Source organism: Streptomyces sp. RLB3-17, from assembly GCF_007113425.2.
GTDB classification, from domain to species: Bacteria; Actinomycetota; Actinomycetes; order Streptomycetales; family Streptomycetaceae; genus Streptomyces; species Streptomyces mirabilis_D.
Window position 1 is genome coordinate 4,874,803 of the sequence record NZ_CP041610.2, and the last position, 26,044, is coordinate 4,900,846.

At 71.4% G+C, this 26,044-nt stretch carries 26 protein-coding genes; 10 read left to right on the forward strand and 16 right to left on the reverse strand.

Annotation, left to right across the window (positions count from 1 at the left end; translation table 11 throughout):
- Positions 1–97 precede the first annotated feature (97 nt).
- On the forward strand, positions 98–649 hold the full coding sequence (locus FNV62_RS22130) for a GtrA family protein (RefSeq protein ID WP_143601855.1): 552 nt from the start codon (positions 98–100) through the stop codon (positions 647–649).
- 25 nt (positions 650–674) lie between these two features.
- Here the strand turns inward: FNV62_RS22130 and FNV62_RS22135 are convergent, their stop codons facing one another.
- Both FNV62_RS22135 and FNV62_RS22140 read right to left on the reverse strand, forming a co-directional pair.
- Positions 675–1,955: an ATP-binding protein gene (locus FNV62_RS22135; protein WP_097284993.1), complete on the reverse strand. Its 1,281-nt coding sequence runs from the start codon at positions 1,953–1,955 to the stop codon at positions 675–677.
- 194 nt (positions 1,956–2,149) lie between these two features.
- Positions 2,150–2,827, reverse strand: coding sequence for a response regulator transcription factor (locus FNV62_RS22140; protein ID WP_018566970.1), 678 nt, complete (start codon positions 2,825–2,827; stop codon positions 2,150–2,152).
- Positions 2,828–3,317: 490 nt separating this feature from the next.
- On the opposite strand from FNV62_RS22140, the gene FNV62_RS22145 reads away from it, so the two are divergent.
- A complete protein-coding gene (locus FNV62_RS22145) occupies positions 3,318–4,814 on the forward strand; it encodes an oligopeptide:H+ symporter (RefSeq protein WP_054236884.1) in 1,497 nt (498 codons plus the stop codon).
- A 155-nt stretch (positions 4,815–4,969) separates the two neighbouring features.
- Here the strand turns inward: FNV62_RS22145 and FNV62_RS22150 are convergent, their stop codons facing one another.
- The gene (locus FNV62_RS22150) at positions 4,970–5,191 is read right to left on the reverse strand and encodes a DUF397 domain-containing protein (RefSeq protein WP_143655141.1); all 222 of its coding nucleotides are present in this window, start codon (positions 5,189–5,191) and stop codon (positions 4,970–4,972) included.
- A complete protein-coding gene (locus FNV62_RS22155; RefSeq protein WP_054236882.1) occupies positions 5,173–6,015 on the reverse strand; it encodes a helix-turn-helix domain-containing protein in 843 nt (280 codons plus the stop codon). The genes FNV62_RS22150 and FNV62_RS22155 overlap by 19 nt, the downstream gene beginning before the upstream one ends.
- Before the next feature lie 189 nt (positions 6,016–6,204).
- Here FNV62_RS22155 and FNV62_RS22160 point away from each other — a divergent pair, with 189 nt between their 5' ends.
- From FNV62_RS22160 to FNV62_RS22170, 3 genes are read left to right on the forward strand one after another with little or no spacing between them, the layout of a single operon-like run.
- The gene (locus FNV62_RS22160) at positions 6,205–6,354 is read left to right on the forward strand and encodes a hypothetical protein (protein WP_164657640.1); all 150 of its coding nucleotides are present in this window, start codon (positions 6,205–6,207) and stop codon (positions 6,352–6,354) included.
- Positions 6,351–6,530, forward strand: a complete 180-nt coding sequence (locus tag FNV62_RS22165) for a hypothetical protein (RefSeq protein ID WP_144315564.1) — start codon at positions 6,351–6,353, stop codon at positions 6,528–6,530. Before FNV62_RS22160 ends, FNV62_RS22165 begins: the two co-directional genes overlap by 4 nt.
- Complete coding sequence (locus tag FNV62_RS22170) at positions 6,527–6,700, forward strand: hypothetical protein (protein WP_159055457.1); 174 nt, start codon at positions 6,527–6,529, stop codon at positions 6,698–6,700. The genes FNV62_RS22165 and FNV62_RS22170 overlap by 4 nt, the downstream gene beginning before the upstream one ends.
- Before the next feature lie 211 nt (positions 6,701–6,911).
- On the opposite strand, the gene FNV62_RS22175 is transcribed toward FNV62_RS22170, so the two are convergent.
- The 8 genes from FNV62_RS22175 to FNV62_RS22210 form a co-directional block, all read right to left on the reverse strand.
- Complete coding sequence (locus FNV62_RS22175; RefSeq protein ID WP_097284997.1) at positions 6,912–7,535, reverse strand: histidine phosphatase family protein; 624 nt, start codon at positions 7,533–7,535, stop codon at positions 6,912–6,914.
- The gene (locus FNV62_RS22180; RefSeq protein WP_144315565.1) at positions 7,489–8,553 is read right to left on the reverse strand and encodes a MerR family transcriptional regulator; all 1,065 of its coding nucleotides are present in this window, start codon (positions 8,551–8,553) and stop codon (positions 7,489–7,491) included. The genes FNV62_RS22175 and FNV62_RS22180 overlap by 47 nt, the downstream gene beginning before the upstream one ends.
- A gap of 72 nt (positions 8,554–8,625) precedes the next feature.
- On the reverse strand, positions 8,626–9,993 hold the full coding sequence (locus FNV62_RS22185; protein ID WP_143605433.1) for a hypothetical protein: 1,368 nt from the start codon (positions 9,991–9,993) through the stop codon (positions 8,626–8,628).
- 59 nt (positions 9,994–10,052) lie between these two features.
- Complete coding sequence (locus FNV62_RS22190; RefSeq protein WP_143605434.1) at positions 10,053–11,177, reverse strand: hypothetical protein; 1,125 nt, start codon at positions 11,175–11,177, stop codon at positions 10,053–10,055.
- Between the two features lie 26 nt (positions 11,178–11,203).
- Positions 11,204–12,154 carry a hypothetical protein gene (locus FNV62_RS22195; protein WP_143601858.1) on the reverse strand — a complete coding sequence of 317 codons (951 nt, stop codon included), beginning with the start codon at positions 12,152–12,154 and terminating at the stop codon, positions 11,204–11,206.
- 54 nt (positions 12,155–12,208) lie between these two features.
- Positions 12,209–12,901 (reverse strand): LPXTG cell wall anchor domain-containing protein, encoded by a 693-nt coding sequence (locus FNV62_RS22200; RefSeq protein WP_144315566.1) that lies wholly within the window; start codon positions 12,899–12,901, stop codon positions 12,209–12,211.
- A gap of 181 nt (positions 12,902–13,082) precedes the next feature.
- The gene (locus FNV62_RS22205) at positions 13,083–13,598 is read right to left on the reverse strand and encodes an ATP-binding protein (protein WP_054236878.1); all 516 of its coding nucleotides are present in this window, start codon (positions 13,596–13,598) and stop codon (positions 13,083–13,085) included.
- Between the two features lie 284 nt (positions 13,599–13,882).
- On the reverse strand, positions 13,883–14,251 hold the full coding sequence (locus FNV62_RS22210; RefSeq protein WP_054236877.1) for an STAS domain-containing protein: 369 nt from the start codon (positions 14,249–14,251) through the stop codon (positions 13,883–13,885).
- A gap of 238 nt (positions 14,252–14,489) precedes the next feature.
- Here FNV62_RS22210 and FNV62_RS22215 point away from each other — a divergent pair, with 238 nt between their 5' ends.
- Positions 14,490–15,410: an RNA polymerase sigma factor SigF gene (locus tag FNV62_RS22215; protein ID WP_179858191.1), complete on the forward strand. Its 921-nt coding sequence runs from the start codon at positions 14,490–14,492 to the stop codon at positions 15,408–15,410.
- A gap of 222 nt (positions 15,411–15,632) precedes the next feature.
- On the forward strand, positions 15,633–17,141 hold the full coding sequence (locus tag FNV62_RS22220; protein ID WP_143601859.1) for an RICIN domain-containing protein: 1,509 nt from the start codon (positions 15,633–15,635) through the stop codon (positions 17,139–17,141).
- Between the two features lie 78 nt (positions 17,142–17,219).
- Here FNV62_RS22220 and hutI read toward each other — a convergent pair whose 3' ends face one another.
- Genes hutI through hutU form a run of 4 tightly spaced genes read right to left on the reverse strand, consistent with a single transcriptional unit; the run spans position 17,220 to position 22,673 of the window.
- Positions 17,220–18,407 (reverse strand): imidazolonepropionase, encoded by a 1,188-nt coding sequence (gene hutI / locus FNV62_RS22225; protein ID WP_143601860.1) that lies wholly within the window; start codon positions 18,405–18,407, stop codon positions 17,220–17,222.
- A gap of 35 nt (positions 18,408–18,442) precedes the next feature.
- Positions 18,443–19,783: a formimidoylglutamate deiminase gene (locus FNV62_RS22230; RefSeq protein WP_143605435.1), complete on the reverse strand. Its 1,341-nt coding sequence runs from the start codon at positions 19,781–19,783 to the stop codon at positions 18,443–18,445.
- Complete coding sequence (locus FNV62_RS22235) at positions 19,774–21,003, reverse strand: allantoate amidohydrolase (RefSeq protein ID WP_143601861.1); 1,230 nt, start codon at positions 21,001–21,003, stop codon at positions 19,774–19,776. The genes FNV62_RS22230 and FNV62_RS22235 overlap by 10 nt, the downstream gene beginning before the upstream one ends.
- Positions 21,000–22,673: a urocanate hydratase gene (hutU, locus tag FNV62_RS22240; protein ID WP_060901824.1), complete on the reverse strand. Its 1,674-nt coding sequence runs from the start codon at positions 22,671–22,673 to the stop codon at positions 21,000–21,002. Before hutU ends, FNV62_RS22235 begins: the two co-directional genes overlap by 4 nt.
- A gap of 116 nt (positions 22,674–22,789) precedes the next feature.
- Between hutU and FNV62_RS22245 the strand changes: the two genes are divergently transcribed.
- The 3 genes from FNV62_RS22245 to FNV62_RS22255 all read left to right on the forward strand — a co-directional run bounded on the left by FNV62_RS22245 (position 22,790) and on the right by FNV62_RS22255 (position 26,014).
- Complete coding sequence (locus tag FNV62_RS22245) at positions 22,790–24,415, forward strand: diaminopimelate decarboxylase (RefSeq protein WP_144315567.1); 1,626 nt, start codon at positions 22,790–22,792, stop codon at positions 24,413–24,415.
- A gap of 337 nt (positions 24,416–24,752) precedes the next feature.
- Positions 24,753–25,151, forward strand: coding sequence for a hypothetical protein (locus FNV62_RS22250; protein ID WP_054236907.1), 399 nt, complete (start codon positions 24,753–24,755; stop codon positions 25,149–25,151).
- Between the two features lie 131 nt (positions 25,152–25,282).
- Positions 25,283–26,014 carry a hypothetical protein gene (locus FNV62_RS22255; protein ID WP_067376518.1) on the forward strand — a complete coding sequence of 244 codons (732 nt, stop codon included), beginning with the start codon at positions 25,283–25,285 and terminating at the stop codon, positions 26,012–26,014.
- Positions 26,015–26,044: the final 30 nt, after the last annotated feature.

A 26,044-nucleotide genomic window follows, 5' to 3' on the forward strand; every position in this document is an offset into this window, starting at 1 on the left:
CCGTGAGGCCCTCCACAGGCACGAGGGCCGCGCGCTGGTTAGAGTGGCTGGGTTGAATTTTTCGACCGATGTCCGACCTACGGGGGCTGGCGACACCATGGGCAGTGCTTCTTCGGGGCTTCACGTACGGCCCCGCGGCGCGGTTCGCCGCCGGTTCGACCAGCTGTTCCGGGAGATCGCGAAGTTCGGGGCGGTCGGCGGAGCGGGGCTTCTCGTCAACCTGGTGACCTTCAACCTGGTGCGCAGCGCGACCGGGCTGCAGGTCGTACGGGCGAGCGTCATCGCCACGATCGTCGCAATCGTCTTCAACTACATCGGGTTCCGCTACTTCACGTACCGGGACCGCGACCGTGGCGGCCGCACCAAGGAGATGGGCCTCTTCGTGCTGTTCAGCGCGGTGGGGCTGGTCATCGAGAACGGCGTGCTGTACGTGGCGACGTACGGCTTCGGCTGGGACAGCCCGCTGCAGAGCAACATCTTCAAGTTCCTCGGCATCGGCATCGCGACGCTGTTCCGGTTCTGGTCGTACCGCACGTGGGTGTTCCGCACGGTCCCGGACGAGGCGCGTGAGGTCCTGGAGAGCGCCGAGGCGCTCCTCGACGAGGAGCCGGAGCCTCGACGGTCCCGCGCACGGGCCCGGGCGAACTGAGCCCCCTGGGGGCTGCCCGCCGGGGCTACCTGACCGTTCGTTCCTCGTCCTCGTCCACCAAGGGCGGCCTCTTCAGCGGGGTGCGGGAGAGGAACAGGCCGAACACCGGCGGCTGTGCCTGGAGCATCTCCAGACGGCCCCCGTCCGCCTCCGCGAGGTCGCGGGCGACCGCGAGGCCGATGCCCGTGGAGTTGCGGCCGCTGATCGTGCGCTCGAAGATGCGGGCGCCCAGGTCGGTGGGGACCCCGGGACCCTCGTCCGTGACCTCCACGACGGCCTGGTTGCCCGTGACACGGGTGCGCAGGGCGACCGTGCCGCCCCCGTGCATGAGCGAGTTCTCGATGAGCGCGGCCAGTACCTGGGCGACCGCGCCCGGGGTGCCGACGGCCTGCAGATGCCGCTTGCCCGAGCTGACGATGGCGCGGCCCGCGCTGCGGTAGGCCGGGCGCCACTCCTCCAGCTGCTGCTTGATGACCTCGTCGAGGTCGAAGGTGACGGCGGAGCCGGTACGGGGGTCGCGGGCGTTGGTGAGCAGCCGCTCCACCACGTCCGTGAGGCGCTCGACCTGGGTCAGGGCGATCGTCGCCTCCTCCTTCACGTTGTCCGGGTCATCCGTGAGGGTGATTTCCTCCAGGCGCATGGAGAGGGCCGTCAGCGGCGTACGGAGCTGGTGGGAGGCGTCCGCGGCGAGGCGGCGCTCGGCGGTGAGCATCCGTGCGATCCGCTCCGCGCTGGCGTCCAGCACGTCGGCGACCCGGTCCAGCTCCGGGACGCCGTAGCGCTTGTGACGCGGGCGGGGGTCGCCGGAGCCGAGCCGCTCCGCGGTCTCCGCGAGGTCGGTGAGCGGGGAGGCGAGGCGGTTGGCCTGCCGTACGGCCAGCAGGACCGCGGCGACGATCGCGAGCAGCGCGACCAAGGCGATGATCAGGAGGGTGCGGCCGACCTCGCGCGTCACGGCCGAGCGGGGCTCCTGGACGGTGACCGTCTCGCCCTCCTCACCCTTGGCCGTGGAGTGGATGACGTCACCGCTGGGCTGGAGGCCGAGCTCGACGGGGGCCTGGCCGGGGATGCGGATCACGGCGTACCGGTCTTCCGCGATCTGGTTCTTGAGGATCTCCGCGTTGATGTGCTCGTCGCCGAGGATGCGGCTGTCGACGATGCTGGCCAGGCGCAGGGCCTCGGAGTCCACGCGTTCCTGGGCGCTGTTGCTGATCGTGCGGGTCTCGACGATCACGAGGGACACGCCGAAGACGGCGATCACGACGAGCACGACGGCGAGCGTGGACTGGATGAGACGGCGACGCACGGGGTCCTCCGGGCGGGTGGCTGTACGTGGACCAGTGTGCCTTGACGCCGCGCTCGGCTGGGACAGGGGAGGCGCTCGGGTAGCCCGGGGTTCTCTTTGGCTGCGGGCCGGTGGGGGCTGGGCGCGCAGTTCCCCGCGCCCCTCAAGGCGGGGCTTCGCCCCGGGCCCCGCCCCCACTTCCGCCCCTTGGGGCCTCAGCTCTTTTCGAAGCGGAAGCCCACTCCTCGTACCGTCGCGATGTAGCGGGGGTTCGCCGCGTCGTCGCCGAGCTTCTTGCGCAGCCACGAGATGTGCATGTCGAGGGTCTTGGTGGACGACCACCACGTGGTGTCCCAGACCTCGCGCATCAGCTGGTCACGCGTGACGACCCGGCCGGCATCGCGGACGAGGACCCGCAGCAGGTCGAACTCCTTCGCCGTGAGCTGGAGTTCCTCGTCGCCCATCCAGGCCCGGTGCGACTCGACGTCGATGCGCACCCCGTGCGTGGCGGGCGGCTGCTGCGGCTCCGCGGCGCCGCGCCGCAGGAGGGCCCGGACACGGGCGAGCAGTTCGGCAAGGCGGAAGGGCTTGGTGACGTAGTCGTCGGCGCCCGCGTCGAGACCGACGACGGTGTCCACCTCGTCGGCGCGCGCGGTCAGGATGAGGATGGGGACGGTGTGGCCTTCGGCACGGAGGCGGCGAGCCACTTCGAGGCCGTCCATACCGGGCAGGCCCAGGTCCAGGACGACCAGGTCGACGCCGCCCTGCATTCCGGCGTCGAGCGCGGTGGGTCCGTCCTCGCGCACTTCGACCTCGTAACCCTCCCGGCGCAGGGCGCGGGCCAATGGCTCCGAGATGGACGCGTCGTCCTCGGCGAGCAGTACACGGGTCATGGGGTGATGGTAGTCCGCCGCGGACAGCGCCTGTGGTGTGATCGCCAACCGTAATTCTTACCTGGGGCCGTACGGTTTCTTGCCTGCGGCTGTGGGAAGCGATCTTGCCTGACACCTTCGAATAGGTGTCCGTGGTTCCATTATTACCTGTGATCCATGTCTCAAGTCCTTCCATATGCCGCATTGGGATGTCGTATGGTGACCAGACGCCTGTAGCACCAGTAGGGGACCTTTGGCGCGTACTTGACGCTGAAGGTCTCTTTCATGTGCGGGCTGGTGTTCGCCAGCCTTGAAAGGAATGACCTGTGGCCGGGCCCAGCGCATCAATGCGCGATGGGCGTGGATCCCGGTGGTCGCCGTCCACCGCTTCGCAATCCGGAGCGGACTCCCCGTGGGCGTGGGGAAGGACGGGCGAACCCCGCCGGTGCCGGCCGCCCCCCACCGGGCGCGTAACGCTCAAGCAGCGCGTCCCGACCAGCAAGGAACGACCATGGCGTCCAGCCTGACGAAGGACTCGGTGACTCCGGGCACCCCCGGTTCCGAGAGGACCTTCTTCGGCCACCCCCGCGGACTGGCCACTCTCTTCATGACCGAGATGTGGGAGCGATTCTCCTACTACGGCATGAAGGCTCTGCTCCCGCTGTACCTGGTGGCACCGGGCGGCCTGCACCTGAGCGCGGCCACCGCGACCGCGATCTACTCGGTGTACCTGTCGCTGGTGTACCTGCTCGCCCTGCCGGGTGGCTGGTTCGCCGACCGTGTCCTCGGCCCCCGCAAGACGGTCGCCGTCGCGGGCGTCATCATCATGCTGGGCCACCTCACGCTGGCCCTGCCGTCGTCCGGCACGTTCTACGGCGGCCTCGGGCTCGTCGCGATCGGCTCCGGTCTGCTGAAGGCCAACATCTCCACGATGGTCGGTCACCTCTACGACGGTCCGGACGACCCGCGCCGTGACGGTGGCTTCACGCTCTTCTACATCGGCATCAACGTCGGCGCCTTCGCCGCTCCGCTGGTCATCGGCACCGTCGGCGAGAACGTCAACTGGCACCTGGGCTTCGCGCTCGCCGCGCTCGGCATGGCGCTGGGTCTGGCCCAGTACCTGCTCGGCGGCCGTCACCTGAACCCGCGCTCGCACGAGGTCCCCACGCCGCTGTCGGCCGCGGAGAAGGCCGCGACGCTGCGCAAGTCCGCGCTGTGGGCAGCCGTCGCGGTGGTCTTCTACTGCATCGTCGGCTTCTCGGGTCACTACACCCTGAACTGGCTGCTGGTCCCGATCACCATCGCCGGTCTGATCATCCCGGTCATGGTCATCGCGCGCATCAAGCGGGACAAGGACCTCGACCGCGCCGAGCAGTCGAAGATGTCCGCGTACATCTGGTTCTTCGTCGCCGCGGCCGTCTTCTGGATGATCTACGACCAGGGCGGCTCGACCATGTCGATCTTCGCCGACTCCTCCGCCGAGAACACGATCTTCGGCTGGGAGTTCCCGGTCTCCTGGTACCAGTCGGTCAACCCGGTCATGATCATGGCGCTCGCGCCGGTGTTCGCCTGGGCGTGGCTGGCGCTGAACAAGCGCGGCAAGGAGCCGAGCACGGCCACCAAGTTCGCTTCGGGTCTGATCCTGATCGGTGCCTCGTTCTTCCTGTTCCTGGCTCCGCTGACGATCGCCGAGGGTGGTCACAAGGCGGCCGCGATGTGGCTGGTCGCGATCTACTTCGTGCAGACCGTCGGTGAGCTGACGCTCTCGCCGGTCGGCCTCTCCGTCACCACGAAGATGGCTCCCGCGAAGTACGCCTCCCAGATGATGGGTGTCTGGTTCCTGGCCGTCACCGCCGGTGACGCCACGACGGGTCTGCTGTCCATCGCGAACGTCGACCTCAACAAGACGGGCATCGTCGCCCTGGAGGCCACGCTCGCCGTGATCGCCGGTGTCGCGGTGTGGATGTACCGCAAGAAGGTCAAGGTCCTGATGGGCGACGTCCACTGACGCACGCCTGAACCTGGCGTTCCACCGAAGGGTCGCCGCACCGAGGGGTGCGGCGACCCTTCGGTTTTCCCGGCGACCTTCGGTATTCACTTGGGGAGCGCACGGCCCGCGCGGTTGCCCACGTCCGGGCCAACCTCTGCGTCGAGCACTGAGCCTCAGGCGCCGGGCAGCTCGTCGCGTCGTACGGCCGTGACGAAGGACGCCCAGGCCGCCGCCGGGAGTACGAGGGCGGGCCCGTGGGGGTTCTTGGAGTCTCGGACGGGCACGAGCGGGGTGGGGGTGGGGAGGTTGTCGACGACTTCGAGGCACTGGCCGCCGTCCGAATTGCTATAGCTGCTCTTGCGCCATGTCACGGCTGTCAGGTCGACGGATCGCATGGTGCTTCCTCCAGCATCTGCCCGATGAACTTCCGCGACTCGGCCGGGGACAGCGCCAGGTCGCGCAGCGAATCGTATGCGAGCTGCAGCCGCCCAACCGAGCTTGATTCCTCGATGAGTTCACCCCGGTAAGCGGTCTCCGTGTAGGCCACGGTACGCCCGTCCGGCAACCACAGGAACATCACATCGGTGCTGTCCAGACTGCACGGCCCAGCGCTGAACGGCAGTACCTGGAGGGTGATGTTCGGACGCTCGGCGGCCTCCAGCAGGTACTCCAGTTGCTCGCGCCATGCCTCCGTGTCCCGCAGCGCCATGCGCAGCACCGCCTCGTACAGGATGGTTCGGAAGCTCGGTCCCCCGTCTCTGGTCAGCAACTCGGTGCGGCCGAGCCGCGCCTCAACCTGCTGGAACAGCTCCTCTCCCCGGATGTCCCCCGCCGCGAGCACCTCGGTCGCGTATCCCCTGGTCTGGAGCATGCCCGGGACCCTCGTGACCCCGAAGTGCCACAAGCTCCCCGCTTCCGCCTCAAGCAGCATGTACCTGCGGTACTGCTCCTTGAACTGCGTCGGATCGCCCACCGCCAGCTCCCACAACGCCAAGAGCAACCCCGGCGTCCCGTAATGCCGGTCCAGCGCCTGGGCCACCTCGGGGCTCCCCAGGGTGTGCCCGGTCTCCAGCTTCCCGAGCGTCGACCAGTCCCAGCCCAGTCGCTCCGCGAGCTGCCGCAGGCTGACGCCGCTCCGCTCACGTAACTCCCTCACCTCCTCGGCGAATCGCCTGCGCGGCTCCTGGCTGCGGCTCGTCACCGTCCGTCTCTGCGGCATCCCCGTCCTCCCCCTCCGGCGGCTGTGGAATTTGTGGAATTTGGAGCGCCCGGTGTGGAACCAGCGCCCTTCCACGGCATTTCCGCCCTGCTCACGCGGCATGCTCGTACTGCCTGAACACGCACCGTAATTCACCGGGTGCGCTCCGCACAGGCATGTCCGCGACCACGCAACCAAGGAGTGAGCCCCATGACCACCACGACCCTCCCCCGACTCCCCCGCCGCACCCGTACCCACGGCACCGCCTCCTCCCCCTGGACCCCGCCCGGCGGCTGGGCGCGTCCGACCCCCGCGGCGCTGCGGGCGATCGAGGCGGCGCTCGCGCAGTGGTCGGCATGACGGCGCGTACGGCGGTGGCGGCGCCCAGGCCCCCGTACGGCCGCGACTGCGACGTGTGCGCGGCGCTGCTCGCCCAGCGGACGGCCGCGAAGGAGGCGGGCCGCACGGACGAAGTCGCCGAATGCGACCGGGAGTTGCGAGCGCACGGCAGACACCGAGAGGGGCGTACGCCATGACCGGGCCGACGTACGACGTGAGCCGCTCCCCCGTTCCCGTCGACGGTTGCGAGGCCTGCCGGGAGTTCGCCGCACGGCGCCACGCGGCGCGCGCGGTGTTCGACCACAGCGCGGTGAGCGACGCGAACGTGCGGATGCGGGCGCATCTGCGGCAGGAGCACGGCGGGTGAGGAGGAGACGGCGGACCCCGCTCGACGACGCGTTCTGGAGCGGGGTCCTCACGCTGTTCAGCATGTCCGTGCTGCTTGCGGTGCTCTTCGTCGGGGTACGGGGCTAGGGCCTGTCCGGCGGATCAGGTCGCAGGAAACGGGCGATGCCTCATCGACGCCGCAGATGTGCGTGCCAAGCCCCACGTCTGCGGCATGATCCGCCGGACAGGCCCTAAGCGCGCGCCTCCGGTGGGAAGCCGGTCCAGCGCAGGTCCTCGGGCAGGTGGGACATGTCGTTGTAGACGAGGACCGAGGCCACGCGGCCCGGTGTGTAGCGGATGACGGACAGGGCGGCGTTGCAGTGGTTGAGGCCCAGCCAGCGCCAGGGCGGGGCGTCCAGCGCGGCGCGTACCAGCCAGCCGACGAGGAAGTTGTGGGTGACGACCAGCTCGTGCCGGTCCTCGGCGCCGTCCACCGGCCCGGTGAACCGCTCTTCGGCCTCGCGGGCCAGCGCCGCTCCCTCCTCACGCTCCTGAGCCGTGAACTGCTCAAGGAACGCCAACAGCCGCTCCGCCGCGTCCGCGGGCAGTTCCTCCTTGCCGGGCACGTACGGCACATAGTCCCCGGCCGTCTCGACCTGCCGTACCGGCACGTCCTTCAGACGGTCGCCGATCAGCCGGGCCGTCTGCGCCGCGCGCGGCAGCGGCCCGTGATGGACCGCGGCCAAGGGAACGTCCCTGAGTCGGTCGCCCAGGAGTTGGGCCTGGCGGCGGCCGTTCTCGGTCAGCTCGCTCTCGTCGGCCGTCGCCTCACCGTGGCGGGCGAGGTACAGATAGCGGGTGGCCTTCGCGGTCATGTGCGGTTTCCCCCTGTGGCGGGTCCTGGAGCCGGAGCCAGTCGAGGACTTCGGCAGCGTGCTGGTCGGGTGGGAAGACGGGGTAGAAGACGTGCTCGATCTCGCCCCGGTTCGCGATCATGGTCAGTCGGCGGTACAACGTGCGCCCGCCGGCGGTGAAGGTGGGCAGGTCCAGGGCCTCGCGCAGCGCGAGTCCGGTGTCCGAGAGGATCGCGAAGGGCAGGCGCAGCCGTTCCGCCAGTTCCCTTTGGTACTCCCGCGGTTGCGACGACAGGCCGTACACCCGTGCCGCCCCGACCGCCCGGAGGTCGTCGTAGTGATTGCGGAAGGCGCACGCCTCGGCGGTGCATCCGCGGGCGCCCGGGATGGTGTCCCAGCCGTCCGGGAGGTCGGTCCCCGGCCGGCCCGACAGCGGATAGACGTACAGCACGGTCCGGCCGGGCCCCAGTGCTCCGAGACCGACCGCCCGACCGTCCGTGGCGGGCAGGACGAGGTCAGGCAGCCGCCCACCCGGCAGATGCCCGGCGCCGTCGTCGTCGGGCGGCCGGGGCAGGCCGGGGGGCAGCCAGGCCGGGTCGGCGGGCACCGGCACGGGGGACGGGGCGCTCACTTCCGGGGATACCGAAACCCCTGTACGGGCGTTTCCCTCCGGGGCATCCGGAATCAATCTGCGGGAACTCGCCTCCAGGTGTGCCGCCAGCGTGTCCCGGCGTTCCGTCAGGAGCCTGATCCTCTTGGACAGGTCCCTGATCGAGCGGCGGTAGGCCGCCAGCGACGCCGGGCACTCGTCTCCCAGGTCGTGCCCACTCGCCAGGCACTCCACGAACGGCCGGGTGTCCTCCACCGACAGGCCGAGCCCGGTCAGCGTCCGGATCTCCTCGACCTGCCGCAACGCCGTTGGCGCATAGTCCCGGTATCCGTTGGGCAGCCGTCGGGGCACGACAAGCCCCGCCGCCTCGTAATAACGCAACGCCCGGACCGTCACTCCGGTCCTGCGCGCCAACTCGCCAACCCGCATGCCCCGACGCTAAACCCGCACCCCGGGGTCCAGGTCAAGCGGACCCCGAGGTGCGGACGGTGCGAGGGAGCGTCAGCGCACGCGGCGGCGCGGCAGGAAGACGAAGACCGCTCCGCCGAGCAGGATCGCCGTGCCGGCCACGAAGCCGAGTGCCCGAAGCCCGCCGTGGTCGTTCGCGCCGGTCTCGGCCAGGCCTCCGCCGGAAGACGACGACGAGGACGAGGACGACGACGACCCGGAGGACGACCCGGAGCCCGACGTCGTCGCGCCGGAGACGCCGCCCGACTGCTTCTGGACGTCAAGCTCCAGTGAGACAGCGGTCTTTGTCGCCTTGCAGGGAATCGTGATCGGGTTGGATCCGGCACTCAGCGTCACGACGATCGTCAGATCACCTGGGCTGAGCGTGGCCTTGCCGTCCGCTCCGGGCTTGTACGTGCCCGTCATATCGCCGAGCGAGACCGGGTCGCCCGTGTTGAGGGCGTCCTTGTTGGCAGGGCCCTCGACCTTGAGCGAGCCGCTGTCATCGCCGCCGACCGTGATCACCATGGAGGGCTTCAGCGCGCCCGCGGGCAGCGGGGCGGGGCTGTTCATCACGCCCTTGGCGGTCTTCACCGTGAGGTCGTAACTCCCGCCGTTCTTCTTGGCGTTGATCGTCGCCGAAGAGTCGATCTTGGCGGGGCCGGGCGAGGCGCAGGCGAAGGACGTGGTCACGGTCTTGCCGGCGAAGTCGGTCTGACCGTCATTGCCGCCGGAGGTCGAACCACCGGACGTCGAACCACCGGACGTCGTACCACCCGACGTCGTACCACCCGACGTCGTGCCACCCGACGTCGTGGATCCCCCCGAAGTCGTGCCGCCGGTGTCACCACCCGTCGCCGTGCCTCCGGAGGTGGTCGTCCCGCCGGAGGTCGAGCCGCCCGAGGTCGTCGAACCGCCCTCGGCGGCCGTCACCTTGATGGTGGCAGCGGCCGGCACCGCCTCCTGGGGCGTGCACTTGGTGTCCGTCGAGTAGGCGGTGATGGTGTACGCGTCCGGGGTCAACGTGACATCACCCGCCGTCGTCAGCTTGACCTTGCCCGTCATGTCGGACAGCACCATGTCGCCGCCCTTGGGAATCTCCGGGTTCTTCTGCGGCCCCTCCATCGCGATGTCCGCGGTCTGCGCACCGGACGCCTTGAGAGTTCCCGTGGGCTTGACCGAGTCCTTCGGCAGGACGATGAGGTCCGGGTTCTTGGACGCCGCCTGGACGAACTTCCACACGACCTGGATCTCGTCGCCCACCTTCGCCGTCGCCGGTGCGGTGATCTCCACCTTGGTGGTGCCCTCGACGGGGCCCAGGCCGGAGGCCGCGGGCGGTATGCACTCCGTCTTGTACGACACCTCGGCGGCCTGCGCCGGGACCGCGGCCACTCCCAACAGGATGCCCGCGCCGCCGAGCATCAGCGCGACCCCGGCCGCGCTCGTTCTGCGCCCTCCGGGCACAACTCTCCGTCGCCTGTTCACGTGTTCCCCTTCGTCGTCGGACTGGTGTCGTGCGGTGCGGAGAGCTGACCGTTCGCCGCGGTCCCCGGAACGTTGTCCGGCGTGAACCACGGCAGGGTCGGGTTCGTAGCGGTGCCGGGTGGCACGGGTGCGGCCGCGGACGCGCTCGCTCCGGGCACACGGGACGGGCTCGCCTTGGCCATGCGGAACGGGGCCGGCCTCGGCACCCGGGAGGCGAGTTCGGGCAGGCGCAGGCTCCGATGGCGCCCCGCCCGCCCCGCCGACCTGCGCGGGCGCACGCGGTCCACCACGGCCATCCCGACCCGGAAGACCGCGGCCGGCACCACCACGGCGAGCAGGATCCAGAAGAGGGTCACCCCCCAGGGACGGCCCACCCCCCAGGGCTGCTCGGCGAGGACCTTGCCGCCGTACCGCAGCGAGACCGTGTAGTCGCCGTGCGCCCCGGCCGCGAGCTCGACCGGCAGCTTGATCTGCGCCTTCTTGCCGGGTGCGATCGTGCCGCGCCAGTCCTGTTCCTCCCACTGCGGCGCGAACACGCCATGGGAGGTGCCGATCTCGAAGACGGGGTCCTTGACGGCGGCGGTGCCGATGTTCCCGACGGTGAAGACGAGCCCGCGGGAGGGCGGCGCGCCGAACCAGGTCAGCAGCCCGCTCGACCCGTCGAGGCGGGTGTCGGTGAGCACCGAGAGCCGCCCCCCGCCCACCTCCTTGGGCAGTGGTTCGACCGAGTGCCCGGCGACCATGAAGATCGCGTCGGCCTCCGCCTTCTCCCCCGTGACCGTGGCGACATGCACCACGCACGGGCACGGCTTGGGCGGCTCGGTGACCGGCAGTTCCTTGCTGAAGTGGCCCTGCGCGTCGGTGGTGACGGCCCGCCCGTCGGCATTGGCGCAGGAGTTGGTGCCGCCGATCACCCCCCGGGACGGTACGGCCTGCCCGCAGATCAGCATCATCAGCAGGGTCTTCGGCCGCCATCCGTTGCCGGTCACGGTGATCGAACCGCCCGTCCCCGCCTCGGACCTGGACAGACTCACGCCGGGCTTCCCGGCCGCGGACGCCGGGGACACCGGTCCCGCCAACGGGGCCAGGACGAGCGCGAGCGCCGCCACCAGCGCCGACATCCGCGCCTTGCCGCTCAGGACTCCGCTCACGACACCGCTCCCGTCCACTCGACTTCCGTACGCGGCCGTTCACTCGTCCCGCCGTCCGTCGTACGACGCCTGTGACGTCGTACGCCCCACCAGGTGCCCAGCGCCGCGAGCGCCGCCCCGGCGGTGGCCGCGAGCGCGCCCCACGGCACGAACCGCACCGACGCGGACGCCGTGGCGCGTGCCCCACCCGCCGCCGTCACCGTCAGCCGTACGTCGACCGCGTCCAGCGCCGGGGGGTCGCGCCAGGGCTCGGTGAGCGTGACGCGGCGGCCGGGCAGGAGGTCGAGGGACAGGGTGCGCGGGGCACGGTCCAGGGCCCGGCCGAGGACGCCGTCGGCGCGTACCGCGAGTTTCGGGGTGAGCACGGTGTTGCCGCGGTTGACCAGCTCGTACGAGATGCGCCCGCCGTGCACGGCGACGTGCTCGACGGTGAGCGCCGACACCGCGGGACCGCCGACCCGCAGCTGGACCCGGACCGCCGAGGACCGGCCGCCGGCGCCCGCCACGACCGCGCCGGGGTGGTCGCCGGGCGTCGCGCCCGCCGGGACGCTCACGGTGAACGGCACGTCGGCCCGGGTGTGCGCGGGCACCCGCAGCGAGAGCGTGCGCACCGGGACCCGGCGGCCGCCCCGGTCTCCCGCGAAGGCGATCCACGCGCCCGTGTCCGTGGACTTCCCGGCGGCGCGCACGGTGAGGTCGCCGTCCGCGGTGTTGTCGGCGTCCGCGCCGCGCAGCCGCACGGTCACGGGCCGCGCACCCGGGTTGAGCACGGACACGGAGTCCTGCAGCACCGTGCCGGGCGCGCCCTCCGCGTAGACGTACGGCCGCCCGCCAGGCGCGCTCGCGGACGGCGCGAGGGACCAGCCGTCGTCGGCCGCGGCCACCGGGGCGGCGGCGGCCGACAGCAGCACGGCGACGGCACAGCGGAGGACGGGGGCGTACGGCATCGGCGGCTCCTGCTGGTCGTACGGTCGTACCGTCGTACGGGGGCGCGGTGGCCCTCAGCGGCGGGTCGTCTGATGCCTGCGGGTCAGCCACAGCGTGCCCGCCGCGCCCGCGAGCAGCACCGTGCCGCCGAACGTGCCGAGGGCGATCGCCGAGTCGGCGGGGCCGGTCTGCGGGAGCTTGCCGCCGGAGTCGGTGCCGGTCGAGCCGCCCGAGCTGCTGGATCCGCCGCTTCCGGTGACGTCGAGCGTCAGCGACGGCCCGGGGTTGTTCGTGGGGGTGCAGGTGGTCGTCGTGCCGAGCGCCTTGATCGTGAGCACGCCCGCGGTGAAGGTGACCTTGCCGGTCTTCTGCGGCGTGTACGTACCCGACAAGTCACTGATTTTGATGGGGGTGTTGGCGGGGATCGCGGCCGCGTTGGCGGGGCCGCTGACGGCCACCGTGCCGCTGTCCGCGCCGCCCACCTTGATCACGGCGCTCGGGCTCATCGCGCCCTTGCCGAGCTCCACCGGGCTGGAGGAGACGCCCTTCTGCCAGGACATGGTGAGCTTGTAGCCGTTGCCGCTCTTGACGCTCTTGATGTCGATGGGCGAGACGGCACTCTTGTCACCGATCGGCGTCTTGCACTGGTAGTTGACGTTCACCACGCTGGCCTCGGCGGCGGGGGCGGCCATCAGCACCGCCGAGCCGGCCAGGGCCGCGGCGAACGCGAGCGCGGCGGTTCGTTTCTGGTACGTCCGGTACGACACCTCGGGGCCTCATTCCTGACGGAACATCAGATCGGCCGTCAAGGTACGCCCGGTCCCTTGTGGAGGGAAGACAAAGTGCGCGCCGGATCCGAGGAGATCCGGCGCGCGTTCGGCAACGTACGAAGAAGGGTTCGAACCGCGGGTAACCCGAGGTGGGAGTCGCACCCGGGATCGGGTGGGGCTACGCGGGCGCTCCGAGTTCCGCCCACACCGTCTTGCCGGTGACCCCCGGAGTGCGCACGACTCCCCAGTCCAGACACAGCCGCTGCACGATGAACATGCCGTGGCCGCCGGGGCGGCCGGCGCGGTGCGGGGTGCGCGGGGCGGGCTGGCCCGCGCCATGGTCGGAGACCTCGACGCGCAGCACCTTGTTGTCGCAGGCGATCCGGAGCTCGTCCGGGCCCTCGGCATGCAGGCAGGCGTTGGTGACGAGTTCGGAGACGACCAGCAGGACGTCCTCGGCGGCGGCCCGCCGGTCGGCGCTCGCGGCGGGCAGCCAGCCCCACGCGTGCAGCGCCTGGCGCGCGAAGTCGCGGGCCAGTGGCACGACGCCGCTCTCGCCGTCGAAGCTCAGTCTGCGGGCCTGACGCCCCCCGGACGGGACGGCCAGGCCGCCGCCCCCAGGCGCCCCGGAAGCGCCGCCGTCGCCCGACTCCGGGCCGCGGTCGCCCGGCGAGTAAGGCCGGGTGGTGCTCATCAGCGCTTCACCTCACCGATTCACCAGTTTCACGATTCAAGACTCAGTACTCAACATGTGGTACGCACCGCGGGCGCTTCCGCACTCAGGGCGTTCCGTACGAATATCTACGATGATCACCTACGACGTTCCCACCGATTGTTGCCGACATAGTCAGGATGTCTCCTGCCCGACCGATCCGCCGGAACACCCCCTTTGGGCGACCGGGATCGTGTGACACCGGCGATGCCGCGATCACAGGGGGGACTCCGGGGCATGCCGAGGCGGGGCCACGACCGCCCCGGCTAGTCGGCCAGGGCCGCATCGAGCGTCTCGTGGACGGTGAAGACGGCCTCGGCCCCGGTGATCTCGAAGACCCGGGCCACCACCGGCAACATCCCCGCCAGGTGGACTCCGCCCCCCGCGGCCTCGGCCTTCAGCCGGGCGCCGAGCAGCACGTTCAGCCCGGTGGAGTCGCAGAACTCCAGTCGCGAGCAGTCCACGACCAGTCGCGAGTGCCCCTTGTCAAGGCAGTCCTCGAGTGGCTCACGCAACAATTCAGCCGTGTGGTGATCCAACTCACCCGCGGGGGTCACGACGGCGCTTGAGCCCTCTTCCCGCACCTCGACTAGAAGCCGGCCCGACTGTGCGCTGCCGACCGTCTGGCGGTCCATGCCGTCTCTCTCCCGAGCGTCGCGACTGCTGATGTACGCACTCGAACACTACGCCTTCCTCACCATCCCCGACACCCGAACAACCCCCTGAAAATGGACATTTCGCCATGCAACGCACTTGCGGGCGACGCGCGAAAGCGGGTAGGGCTAGTAGCGACACCTATTCGACACGGCCGGCTTCGGAGGCGCCGCACACCGCAGTGCACGCATTGGCATCGGCGGCCATATGCCGAGAACGATGGAGGACACCATGTCACCCCGGCTCGACGCATCGCAGACCCAGACGGCGACGTCGACACCCTCTCTGGAACGCCCGGAGCGTCTCGACGAACCCGGAACCAGCGGACTCGACGGACTCGACGGACTTCCCGAGATCCCCCCGTACGACGAGGTGGGACCGGTGGACGCACGGGCCCTGTCCAAGACCCTCTTCAAGCGGCTGGAGTCCCTCGAAGAAGGCACCCACGACTACTCGTACGTGCGCAACACGTTGGTCGAGCTCAACCTCGCGCTGGTCAAGTTCGCCGCCTCCCGCTTCCGCTCCCGCAGCGAGCCGATGGAGGACATCATCCAGGTCGGCACGATCGGCCTGATCAAGGCGATCGACCGCTTCGAACTGAGCCGCGGGGTCGAGTTCCCCACCTTCGCGATGCCAACCATCATCGGCGAGATCAAGCGCTTCTTCCGCGACACCTCCTGGTCCGTGCGCGTACCGCGCCGACTGCAGGAACTCCGTCTCGACCTGGCCAAGGCGGGCGACGAACTCGCCCAGCAGCTCGACCGGGCGCCCACGGTGGGCGAGTTGGCGGAGCGCCTGGGCATCTCCAACGACGAGGTCGTCGAGGGCATGGCCGCCTCGAACGCCTACACGGCCAGTTCGCTGGACGCCCAGCCCGAGGAGGACGACTCCGAAGGCGCGCTCGCGGACCGCATCGGCTACGAGGACCACGACCTCGAGGGCATCGAGTACGTGGAGTCCCTCAAGCCCCTGATCGCCGAACTCCCCTCGCGCGACCGGCAGATCCTCTCGCTGCGCTTCGTCGCCAACATGACCCAGTCCGAGATCGGTGAAGAGCTCGGGATCTCGCAGATGCACGTGTCGCGGCTGCTGTCGCGGACGCTGGTGCGCCTGCGGAAGGGACTGACGGTCGAGGAGTGACACACGGGGAGTGACGGTCGGGGAGCAACGCTCCCCGCCCCCTCCGGCATCTCTTCTCAGCGGAGAGCGGTCCGGCGCCGACGGCGCCGGACCGCTTTTTTTCTCGCGTCTCCCTCCTCCCTCTTTCCTCAAAGGGCCACTCCCGTCACTATGAGCACTCCAAACTGGCTGGTATGTCAGGACGGGAGCGAGTGACCGCACGGGGTACGAGGAGGCCGGCAGATGGCTCAGGACGACGCGGGCGCGTCCGACACGCGGCTCACCGAACTGCTGAGCGCCGACACCCCCAGCGCGTATCCGGCCCTCCAGGAGCTCCGCGAGCGGCACCGCCCCTCCGTCCTCGCCTACGCCCGCCTGTGCACCCGCAGCGAGTCGGCCGCGCGGCAGCTCGCGGCGCAGGCGTTCACCCTGGCGGCCCAGGAGACGGCGCGCGGCTCGAACCCGAGCGTCCCCTGGCGCCACCGGCTCCTGCTGCTGGCGGGACGGGTGGCCGCCTCCTGGGCGAGGGACGAACGGGCCGCGGGCCTCGACCCCGGTCTGCTCCTCGTGCTGAGCGCGGCCGGCCCCGGCGGGCCCGTGCCGCCCATGCTCGCCCCGTTCCAGTCCCTCCCGTCCCGCACCCAGGGCCTGCTCTGGTACGGGGTCGTGGAAAAGGAACCCGCCGACCGGGCGGCCGTCCTGCTCGGCCTCACCCGTGAGGACGTGACGTACGGCGCACAGCCCGCGCTGCACGCCCTGGGCCAGGCCTGTCTGAAGTCCCGGCTCGCCGCCTCCGACGACCCGCGCTGCGGGGACTTCCGACGGCTGATCGAGGAGGCGCTACGGCCGGACAACCCCCGTTCCAGCCCCGATCTGCACGCCCACATGGCGCACTGCGCGCACTGCACGACGGCGTACGAGGAGCTGTCCGCCCTGCGCGACCATCCGCGCACCGCCCTGGCCGAGGGACTGCTGTCGTGGTCGGGCACGGCGTACGTCATGAGCGAGGCGGGCGAACCCCGGCCCGGCGTCCCCGCCTCGTCGGGGCCCTGGCCGCCGTCCCGCCGTTTCGTCCTCACCTCGGCGGCGGCCCTCGGCGTCGCCCTGGTGCCACTGCTGTTCGTCGTGCTGTCGTCGGGCGGCTCGCCGTCCCAGAACACGGCGGGCTCGGTCACCACCCCGCCGAGCGTGCCGCAGGTGACGGTGACGGCGACCGTCTCGGCGACCCCCTCGCCCCCGGCCCCGCTGCCGTCCGCGACCAGCACGTCCCCTTCCCCGACGCGGAGCCCCTCCCCGTCGAGATCGGCCAGTGCGACGCCGTCCCCCACGCCCACCCCGGCCCACCCGCCGGGCAGCGACTACGCCCAGGTCGTGAACCTCGCCTCGGGCCTGTGCCTGGACATCCGCGACGGTGATCTGACACAGGGCACGGACGTCGTCACGGCCCCCTGCACCTCGGCCCGCACCCAGCGGTGGCGGGTCGACTCCGGGCGCGGCGTCCTGCAGTCGTACGCCGACTCCGACTTCTGTCTGGACAGCCGCGGCTCCGTCGACAAAGGCGTCGGGATCTGGGACTGCGGCTCGATCGACGGCAGCCACGGCCAGAACCTGAGGTTCACCGTGGACGACGACGGCGTGATCCGCCCGGCCATCGCCGTCGAGACCGCGGTCACGCCGAGCGACGGCGACGGCCTGTCCCTGCTGCCGCTCGACGGGAGCACGGGTCAGCGGTGGCGGGCGGGGGCCTCGTGACCCCCACGTCCTGACCGGGGCGCCCTGACCCGGGCGCCGTGACCCGGGCCTCGCGGCCTCGGACTCGTGACCTCGGCGTCAGACCTCGCGCGCGCCGCGCCGCCAGACGCCGGTGACCAGCGGTACACCCGGCCGGTAGGCGAGGTGGACGTGGCTGGGCGCGTCCAGGAGGGCGAGGTCGGCGCGGGCGCCGACGGTGAGGCGGCCGATGTCCGTGCGACGCAGGGCCGCCGCGCCGCCCGCCGTGGCCGACCAGAGCGCCTCGTCCGGGGTCATCCCCATGTCCCGTACCGCCAGCGCGATGCAGAACGGGACGGAGGAGGTGAAGGACGAGCCCGGGTTGCAGTCGGTGGAGAGGGCGACGGTCACGCCCGCGTCCAGGAGGCGGCGGGCGTCCGGCCACTCGGCGCGGGTGGAGAACTCGGCGCCGGGGAGCAGGGTCGCGACCGTGCGGCCGTTCGCCAGGGCGTCGACGTCCGCGTCCGTGAGGTGGGTGCAGTGGTCGGCGCTCGCCGCGTCGAGTTCGACGGCGAGCTGGACGCCGGGGCCGTACGAGAGCTGGTTGGCGTGGACGCGCGGGTGCAGGCCCTTCGCCTTGCCCGTCGTGAGGATCGCGCGGGCCTGGTCGCCGTCGAAGGCGCCCTTCTCGCAGAAGACGTCGATCCAACGGGCGTACGGGGCGCAGGCGTCGAGCATCTCGCCGGTCACCAGGGCCACGTACGCGGCCGGGTCGTCGGCGTAGTCCGGGGAGACGATGTGCGCGCCGAGGTAGGTGACCTCGTCGGTGTGCGCCGCCGCGATGCGCAGCGCCCTGGCCTCGTCCTCGACGGTGAGGCCGTAGCCCGACTTGGTCTCGAAGGTGGTGGTGCCCTGGCGCAGGGCCTCGTGGAGGTAGTGCGTGAGGTTGCGCTCCAGGTCCTCGTCACTGGCGGCGCGGGTGGCGGCGACGGTGGTGCGGATGCCGCCCGCCGTGTAGCCGCGGCCCGACATGCGGGCGTTGAACTCCTGGGTGCGGTCGCCCGCGAAGACGAGGTGCGAGTGGGAGTCCACGAAGCCCGGAATCACGGCCCGGCCACCGGCGTCGACCCGGTTGTCAGTGGCGGGTGCTTTTCTTGAGTCACCGGTCCACGCGATGCGGTCGCCTTCGATGACGACGGCCGCGTCCTGGATCAGACCGAGGGGGGATCCGTCGCCGAGGGAGGGATCGTTGGTGACCAGACTGGCGATGTTGGTGATGACGGTGGTCGTGCCGGTGGTGCTGCTCATGGCGTCCTCGTGGGGGCGGAGTTCGACGGTCGTCTCTAGGCGCGCAGGGCTTCGACTGCCTGCGCGAGGGCCTGCGGCACCTCGGGGACAAGGGCGTGCGCCCCGTCGCGTACGACATGCCGGCCGCCCACGACCGTGTGCCGTACGTCGGCCGCCGTCGCCGCGAATACGGCCGTCTCGGCGCCCAGGCGCGGCACCGGTCCCGCTGTTCTGACCGAGTCGAGGGCGATCGTCGTGAAGTCGGCGAGCGCGCCCGCTTCGAGGGTGCCCGCGTCCTGCCAGCCGAGGGCCGCGTGGCCGTCGGCGGAGGCGGCGCGCAGCAGGGCGGCCGCCGTCCAGTGACCGCGGGTGCGGGTGCGCAGGCGCTCGTTCAGCTCCATCGCGCGGGCCTCTTCGAGGAGGTCGATGACGGCGTGGCTGTCGGAGCCGAGGGAGAGGGGCGAGCCGGCTCGCTGGAGGGCGACGGCGGGGCCGATGCCGTCCGCCAGGTCCCGTTCCGTCGTCGGGCACATGCACGTGCCCGTCCGGGAGTCGCCCAGCAGCGCGATGTCCTCGTCCGTGAGGTGCGTGTTGTGGACGCCGGTCGTGCGGGAGCCGAGCACGCCGTGGTCGGCGAGGAGTCGCGTCGGGGTGCACCCGTGGGCGGCCTGGCAGGCGTCGTTCTCCGCCGTCTGTTCCGACAGATGCACGTGCAGCGGGGCCTGCCGCTCCTCGGCCCAGCGCGCGACCGTCGCCAGCTGTCCGGCGGGCACGGCCCGTACGGAGTGGATGGCCGCACCGATCCGTGCGTGATCACGGTCCTTGAGAAGTGAAGAGCGTTCCGCCCAGGCCTCCGCGCTGCCGTCGGAGAAGCGGAGCTGGTGGTGGTTGGGCGGCTGTCCGAAACCGGAGGACACGTAGGCCGTGTCGAGGAGGGTGATCCGGATGCCGGCCTCGTCCGCGGCCGCGACGAGCGCCTCGCCCATCGCGTTCGGGTCGGCGTACGGGGTGCCGCCGGGGGTGTGGTGCACGTAGTGGAACTCGCCGACGGCCGTGACGCCCGCGAGCGCCATCTCCGCGTACACGGCGCGGGCGAGCGCGTGGTAGGTGTCCGGGGTCAGCCTGTCCGCGAAGGAGTACATGATCTCGCGCCAGGTCCAGAAGGTGCCGGAGCCGACCTGGACGGTGCCGCGCAGGGCGCGGTGGAAGGCGTGCGAGTGGGCGTTGGCGAGGCCGGGGAGGGTGAGTCCGCGGAGGATCTCGGCGCCGGGGGGCGGGGTGGCGGTGTTCTCGCGGACGGCGGTGATCCGCCCGTCCGTCACGTCCAGGGCCACGCCCGGCTCGACGTGGGTGTCGAGCCAGGCGTGTTCAAGCCAGTACGTCTGCGTCACCTGCAGGCCAGCCCTTCGAGTACGTCGGCGAGTGCGGTCACCCCGGCCACGCAGTCGTCCTCGGCGGCGTACTCGGCCGGGGAGTGCGAGACACCCGTGGGGTTGCGTACGAACAGCATGGCGGTCGGGACGGTCCCGGAGAGGATTCCGGCGTCGTGTCCGGCGCCCGTGCCCAGGACGGGAACCGTGAGTCCCGCGGCCCCTTCCCCGTCCTTGCCCAGGATGCGGGCGAGCTCGTCGCGCAGGGCGTGCTCGAACTCGACGACGGGGGTGAACGACTCGCGGACGACGTCGAGTTCGACGCCCTGGGCCTCCGCGTACTCGCGGGCGGCCTTCTCGACGCCGGTGACGACCGTGTCGAGGGTCGCCTGGTCGGCGGCGCGGGAGTCGAGCCAGCCGCGCACGAGGGAGGGGATGGCGTTCACGCCGTTCGGCTCGACGGAGATCTTGCCGAAGGTGGCGACGGCACCGGCGAGCTGGGCCTCCCGGCGGGCGGCGAGCACGGTCTCGGCGTACGACAGCATCGGGTCGCGGCGGTCGACGAGCCGGGTGGTGCCCGCGTGGTTGGCCTCGCCCCGGAAGTCGAAGCGCCAGCGGCCGTGCGGCCAGATGGCGCTGGCGATACCGACCTGGTCGCCGCTGAGGTCGAGGGCGCGGCCCTGCTCGACGTGCAGTTCGACGAAGGCGCCGATGCGGGCGAGGCGCTCGGGGTCGGGACCGATGGTGTCGGGGTCGTATCCGGCGCGCTCCATGGCCTGCGGGAGCGTGATGCCGTCGCCGTCGGTCAGCCGGTGGGCCTGCTCGACGGTGAGCTGTCCGGCGGCCAGCCGGGAGCCGACGCAGGCGAGTCCGAAGCGGGCGCCCTCCTCGTCGCCGAAGTTGACGATGGCGAGGGGACGGGTGAACTCGGCCTTCCTGGCGCGCAGTTCGTCCAGGGCGGCGAAGGACGACACGACGCCGAGGGGCCCGTCGAAGGCCCCGCCGTCGGGCACGGAGTCCAGGTGGGACCCGGTGACGACGGCGTCGCCCTCGGCGGGGTCGCCGAGCCAGGCCCACTGGTTGCCGTTGCGGTCCAGCTCGTAACGCAGCCCGCGGGACTCGGCCTGGGCCCGGAACCAGGCCCGGCAGTCGGCGTCGGCCCCGGTCCAGGCGAAGCGGCGGTAGCCGCCGGAGGCGGAGCTGCGGCCGATCGGCAGCAGCTCCGCCCACATGCTGTGGAAGGTCACGCGGCGCCGCCCTCGTCGCCTTCGCGCATCGGGATGCGCACACCGCGCTCCTGGGCGACGGACTCGGCGATGTCGTACCCGGCGTCGACGTGCCGGATGACGCCCATGCCGGGGTCGTTGGTGAGCACGCGGCGGATCTTCTCGCCGGCCAGCTTGGTGCCGTCGGCGACGGACACCTGCCCGGCGTGGATGGAGCGGCCCATGCCGACGCCGCCGCCGTGGTGGATGGAGACCCAGGAGGCGCCGGAGGCGACGTTCACCATGGCGTTGAGCAGCGGCCAGTCGGCGATCGCGTCGGAGCCGTCGAGCATGGCCTCGGTCTCGCGGTACGGGGAGGCGACGGAGCCGCAGTCGAGGTGGTCGCGGCCGATGGCCAGGGGCGCGGCGAGTTCGCCGGACGCCACCATGTCGTTGAAGCGCTCGCCGGCCTTGTCGCGCTCGCCGTAGCCGAGCCAGCAGATACGGGCGGGCAGGCCCTGGAAGTGGACGCGCTCGCCGGCCAGCTTGATCCAGCGGTGCAGGGACTCGTTCTCCGGGAAGAGGTCGAGGATCGCCTTGTCGGTCTTGGCGATGTCGGACGCCTCGCCGGAGAGGGCCGCCCAGCGGAAGGGGCCCTTGCCCTCGGAGAAGAGGGGGCGGATGTAGGCGGGGACGAAGCCGGGGAAGGCGAACGCCCGCTCGTACCCGGCGAGCTGGGCCTCGCCGCGGATCGAGTTGCCGTAGTCGAAGACCTCGGCGCCGGCGTCCATGAAGCCGACCATCGCCTCGACGTGCTTGGCCATGGACTCACGGGCGCGGGTGGTGAAGCCCGCCGGGTCCTTGGCGGCCGCGTCGGCCATGTCGTCGAAGTCGATGCCGATGGGGAGGTAGGCCAGCGGGTCGTGGGCCGAGGTCTGGTCGGTCACGATGTCGATGGGGGCGCTCTCGGCGAGCATGCGGGGCAGCAGCTCGGCGGCGTTGCCCAGGAGGCCGATGGAGAGCGGCTTGCGCTGGTCGCGGGCCTCTACGGCGAGCTGGAGGGCGTGCTCCAGGGAGTCGGCCTTCACGTCGAGGTAGCGGTGCTCGATGCGGCGCTCGATGGCGCGCGGGTCGACGTCGATACAGATCGCGACGCCGTCGTTCATCGTCACGGCGAGCGGCTGGGCGCCGCCCATGCCGCCGAGGCCCGCGGTCAGGGTGATGGTGCCCGCGAGCGTCCCGTTGAACTTCTTGGCGGCGACGGCGGCGAAGGTCTCGTAGGTGCCCTGGAGGATGCCCTGGGTGCCGATGTAGATCCAGGAGCCGGCGGTCATCTGGCCGTACATGGTGAGGCCGAGGGCCTCCAGACGGCGGAACTCCTCCCAGTTGGCCCAGTCGCCGACCAGGTTGGAGTTGGCGATGAGGACGCGCGGGGCCCACTCGTGGGTCTGCATCACGCCGACGGGGCGGCCGGACTGGACGAGCATCGTCTCGTCCTGCTTGAGGGTCCGCAGCGTGCGGACCATGGCGTCGAAGGAGCGCCAGTCGCGGGCGGCCTTGCCGGTGCCGCCGTAGACGACGAGCTTGTCGGGGTGCTCGGCGACCTCGGGGTCGAGGTTGTTCTGCAGCATCCGCAGGGCGGCTTCCTGCTGCCATCCCAGGGCACTCAGTTCCGTACCGCGCGGCGCTCGGACGGGGCGGGGTCCTGACATGGTCTGCCTCCTAGCGGACTGTTGCAGTAGATATTCACATCCTCGCTTCTTGAATAGAGCTAGTCAATAGATGAGTGGGCCAGCGGGGGCGTGGCGTGGATGTTTGGCTGGGATGTATGGGCACAGACAGGGACACGACGGAGGATTCAGTGAGCGACGGGGCAGCAGGGACCAGGGTGCCTTCGACGGGGACGCCGTCGACCGGGACGTCTTCAGCGACGGCGCCTTCGGGTGGGGCTTCGGCCGGCGGGGCACCCTCGGGCGAGGCGCCCTTGGCGGGCGAGTCCGGCTCGGATCGCGTGGCGCGGCGCGACGATGCCGTACGGGCCGCCGTGGAGCATGGGCTGCTGGGGCCCGAGGCCCCCATCATCGCCCTCCTCGACGTTCCCGGCATCAAGGCCTCGGTGGCGGAGCTGCGGGCCGCCTTCGACGCGGTGACGGCGCCGGGCACACCCGTGCTGCACGCCTTCGCGGTGAAGGCGACCCCGCTGGTGCCCGTACTGCGGCTGCTGCACGAACACGGCATCGGCGCGGAGGTCGCGAGCCCCGGTGAGCTCGCCCTCGCACGGGCGGCCGGAGTGCCGCCCTGCGAGACCGTGCTCGACTCACCCGCCAAGACGATCGCCGAGCTGCGCGAGGCGCTGGCGCTGGGCATCGCCGTCAACGTGGACAATCCGCAGGAGCTGGACCGCGTCGACGGCCTGGTGGGGGACCTGCCCGACCGGCCGAACGGCGGTCCCGCGGGATCCCCGCACCCCCGCTCCCCCATCGGGATCCGGGTGAACCCGCAGGTCGGCGGGGGTTCCATCGAGGCGTTGTCGACGGCGACGGCGACCTCGAAGTTCGGGGTCGCGCTGCGCGACGAGGGTGCCCGGGAGTGGATCGTCCAGGCGTACACCGACCGTCCGTGGCTGACCCGGCTGCACGCGCACACCGGATCGCAGGGCATCCCGCTCTCGCTGATGGCGCGGGGGATCGCGGAGACGTACGCGCTCGCCGAGGAGATCAACCGGCGTGTCGGGCGGCGGCAGATCGACACGCTCGACATCGGCGGCGGACTGCCGGTCAACTTCGGCTCCGACGTCACGACCCCGACGTACGCGCAGTACGCACGGCTGCTCGCCGAGGCGGTGCCGGGGCTCTTCGACGGGCGGTACGGGCTGGTCACCGAGTTCGGGCGGTCACTGCTGGGCAAGCACGGGACCGTGGTCGCGCGGGTCGAGTACGCGAAGTCCGCCGGGGGGCGGCCGGTCGCGGTGACGCACGCCGGGGTGCAGATCGCGACGCGCACGGTGTACGCGCCCGGGTCCTGGCCGCTGCGGATCGCCGCGTACGACACGAAGGGGCGCCCCAAGGCGGGGCCGGACGTCGTCCAGGACATCGCGGGGCCCGCCTGTTTCGCGGGCGACCTGCTCGCCGAGGGGCGCGCGCTCCCACTGCTCGAACAGGGTGACTACGCGGCGGCGCTGGACACGGGCGCGTACTACTTCGCCCACCATTACGCGTACAACTCCCTGGCCCGGCCGGGCGTTTACGGCTTCGCGTCGGTCGAGGGCGGCAACGGCAACGGCAACGGCAACGGCAACGGCAACGGCAACGGCAACGGCAACGGCAACGGCAACGGCAACGGGGGTAACGGCGGTGGGGACGTGCGGTTCGCGGTCGTACGGGAGCCGCAGGGCGTCGAGGAGATCGTCGCGGAGTCGGGCGGCGCGCGGCCGACGGCACTCACGGCGCTGTAGCCCCCGGCCCCCGACGCCCGACTCCTGGCCTGGAACCTGGCACCTGGCACCTGGCACCTGGCACCTGGCACCAGGAACCTGGCACCCCGAAATAGAACACGGCGTGCGTGGCCTCGCCGCGCACCCCTGCGGACCTGCGAGCGCCCCCTGGCGCGCCATCGCAACGCCCTGACCGGCATCCGAACAGCCTCAGGAGGGCTGAAAATATGGTCAGTTGACCCACCTTAGTCACCGCGCGCATGTTCCACAGGAAAATGCCAGATCGCTCACCCGTCGCGCACACGTTGCGTAACTTCGGCGTCACTCGGCCGAACCCTTTGGCGGGAGGGGATACGTGGTGCCCGGAATCGACGAGTGCCTACTGGAAGCCATGCGACTGCCCGGTGCCCGGGGCGCCGCGGTGGTCGACTGGACCAGCGGGCTGGCCCTGGGCACGGTCGGGGACGCCCCGGGGGGTGACCACGAGACGACCGCGGCGGAGGCGGCCGAGCTCGCCCGGCTCGCCGCGGAGCACAAGGCGTTCGCCCCGTCCGACGGGTCCGACTGGTCCGAGCAGGAGACCCCGGTCGAGGACCTGATCGTCAGCAACCGTGACAGTTACCACCTGCTGCGGTTCGTCAGAACCACGTTCGACAGCAGCGTGTTCCTGCATTTGTGGCTGGACCGGGCGGACGGCAATCTCGCGCTGGCCCGGATCCGGCTCGGCGAGATGGCCGGACGGCTGGTACTGGGATGACGACGGTCAGAACACCGCCCGCACTCGAACTCGCCGTGCACAAGGACAGTGGCCAGGACCACGACCGCAGCAACGACCGCAGCAACGACAGCGACAACGACAGGGCGGCGGTCCCCGTCGGCCTCTCGCCCATGCTCAGCCGACTCGCCGCCGAGCGGGCCACCGGCGTACTGGTGCGCGAGCGCGGGGTGCTCTACCTCTGTGACGGAGAGGTCGTGCACGCCGAGAGCCCCGCCACCCCCTCGCTCGACGTGCTGCTCACCGCCCGCGGAGTGCTGGCGGCCGAGTCCTGGCGGGAGGCGGTCGCCGAGGCCGGGGCGCGGCGACGGGTCGGGCGATTCCTGGTCGAGCGCGGGCGGATCGCCGAGGGCGCGCTGGAGCTGTGCCATCTCGGGGCGCTGTACGACGCGGCGTACTTCGTGCTGGGGCCGAGCAGCACTCCGGCCCGGTTCCGGTACGGGGCCGCGCACTGGCTCGGCCCCGTGCGTCCCGTGCCCGTGGCCGCGGTGGAGCGTGAGACGCTGCGCCGCCGCCAGCTGCTGCACCGGGTCTGGCCCGACCCGGCGACGGACACCGCCCCGTTGGCGCGCGCCCGGCGCGCCGCCGAACCGTCGGTCCCCCTGCGCCAGTGGGCCGTGCTCGGCCGGGTGGACGGTCTGCGGACGGCGTCGGACATCTCGCTCGCCCTGGGGCGGCCCGCGTTCCACACCCTCGTCGACGTCCGCCGGCTGGCCGCGGCCGGGCTCGTCACGGCGGCGAACGCGCCGGAGCGTGCGCCGTTGCCCAAGGTGCTCACCCAGTCTTCCGCCGATCCCGACGTCGCGTTGTTGCGCCGGCTCCGAGATGCGCTGGAGGCCCTGTGATCCGCGCGCTGCGACAGCGTGCCGAGAGGA

Coding starts and splice junctions, on each gene's coding strand:
- FNV62_RS22220 (WP_143601859.1), top strand. CDS start 15,633: ATGGCTCAGGACGACGCGGGCGCGTCCGACACGCGGCTCACCGAACTG.
- FNV62_RS22160 (WP_164657640.1), top strand. CDS start 6,205: ATGACCACCACGACCCTCCCCCGACTCCCCCGCCGCACCCGTACCCAC.
- FNV62_RS22195 (WP_143601858.1), bottom strand. CDS start 12,154: ATGCCGTACGCCCCCGTCCTCCGCTGTGCCGTCGCCGTGCTGCTGTCG.
- FNV62_RS22210 (WP_054236877.1), bottom strand. CDS start 14,251: ATGGACCGCCAGACGGTCGGCAGCGCACAGTCGGGCCGGCTTCTAGTC.
- FNV62_RS22155 (WP_054236882.1), bottom strand. CDS start 6,015: ATGCCGCAGAGACGGACGGTGACGAGCCGCAGCCAGGAGCCGCGCAGG.
- FNV62_RS22140 (WP_018566970.1), bottom strand. CDS start 2,827: ATGACCCGTGTACTGCTCGCCGAGGACGACGCGTCCATCTCGGAGCCA.
- FNV62_RS22245 (WP_144315567.1), top strand. CDS start 22,790: ATGGGCACAGACAGGGACACGACGGAGGATTCAGTGAGCGACGGGGCA.
- FNV62_RS22215 (WP_179858191.1), top strand. CDS start 14,490: ATGGAGGACACCATGTCACCCCGGCTCGACGCATCGCAGACCCAGACG.
- FNV62_RS22185 (WP_143605433.1), bottom strand. CDS start 9,993: ATGCTCGGCGGCGCGGGCATCCTGTTGGGAGTGGCCGCGGTCCCGGCG.
- hutI (WP_143601860.1), bottom strand. CDS start 18,407: ATGAGCAGCACCACCGGCACGACCACCGTCATCACCAACATCGCCAGT.
- FNV62_RS22175 (WP_097284997.1), bottom strand. CDS start 7,535: ATGACCGCGAAGGCCACCCGCTATCTGTACCTCGCCCGCCACGGTGAG.
- hutU (WP_060901824.1), bottom strand. CDS start 22,673: ATGTCAGGACCCCGCCCCGTCCGAGCGCCGCGCGGTACGGAACTGAGT.
- FNV62_RS22190 (WP_143605434.1), bottom strand. CDS start 11,177: ATGTCGGCGCTGGTGGCGGCGCTCGCGCTCGTCCTGGCCCCGTTGGCG.
- FNV62_RS22205 (WP_054236878.1), bottom strand. CDS start 13,598: ATGAGCACCACCCGGCCTTACTCGCCGGGCGACCGCGGCCCGGAGTCG.
- FNV62_RS22180 (WP_144315565.1), bottom strand. CDS start 8,553: ATGCGGGTTGGCGAGTTGGCGCGCAGGACCGGAGTGACGGTCCGGGCG.
- FNV62_RS22255 (WP_067376518.1), top strand. CDS start 25,283: ATGCTCAGCCGACTCGCCGCCGAGCGGGCCACCGGCGTACTGGTGCGC.
- FNV62_RS22150 (WP_143655141.1), bottom strand. CDS start 5,191: ATGCGATCCGTCGACCTGACAGCCGTGACATGGCGCAAGAGCAGCTAT.
- FNV62_RS22170 (WP_159055457.1), top strand. CDS start 6,527: ATGACCGGGCCGACGTACGACGTGAGCCGCTCCCCCGTTCCCGTCGAC.
- FNV62_RS22130 (WP_143601855.1), top strand. CDS start 98: ATGGGCAGTGCTTCTTCGGGGCTTCACGTACGGCCCCGCGGCGCGGTT.
- FNV62_RS22145 (WP_054236884.1), top strand. CDS start 3,318: ATGGCGTCCAGCCTGACGAAGGACTCGGTGACTCCGGGCACCCCCGGT.
- FNV62_RS22165 (WP_144315564.1), top strand. CDS start 6,351: ATGACGGCGCGTACGGCGGTGGCGGCGCCCAGGCCCCCGTACGGCCGC.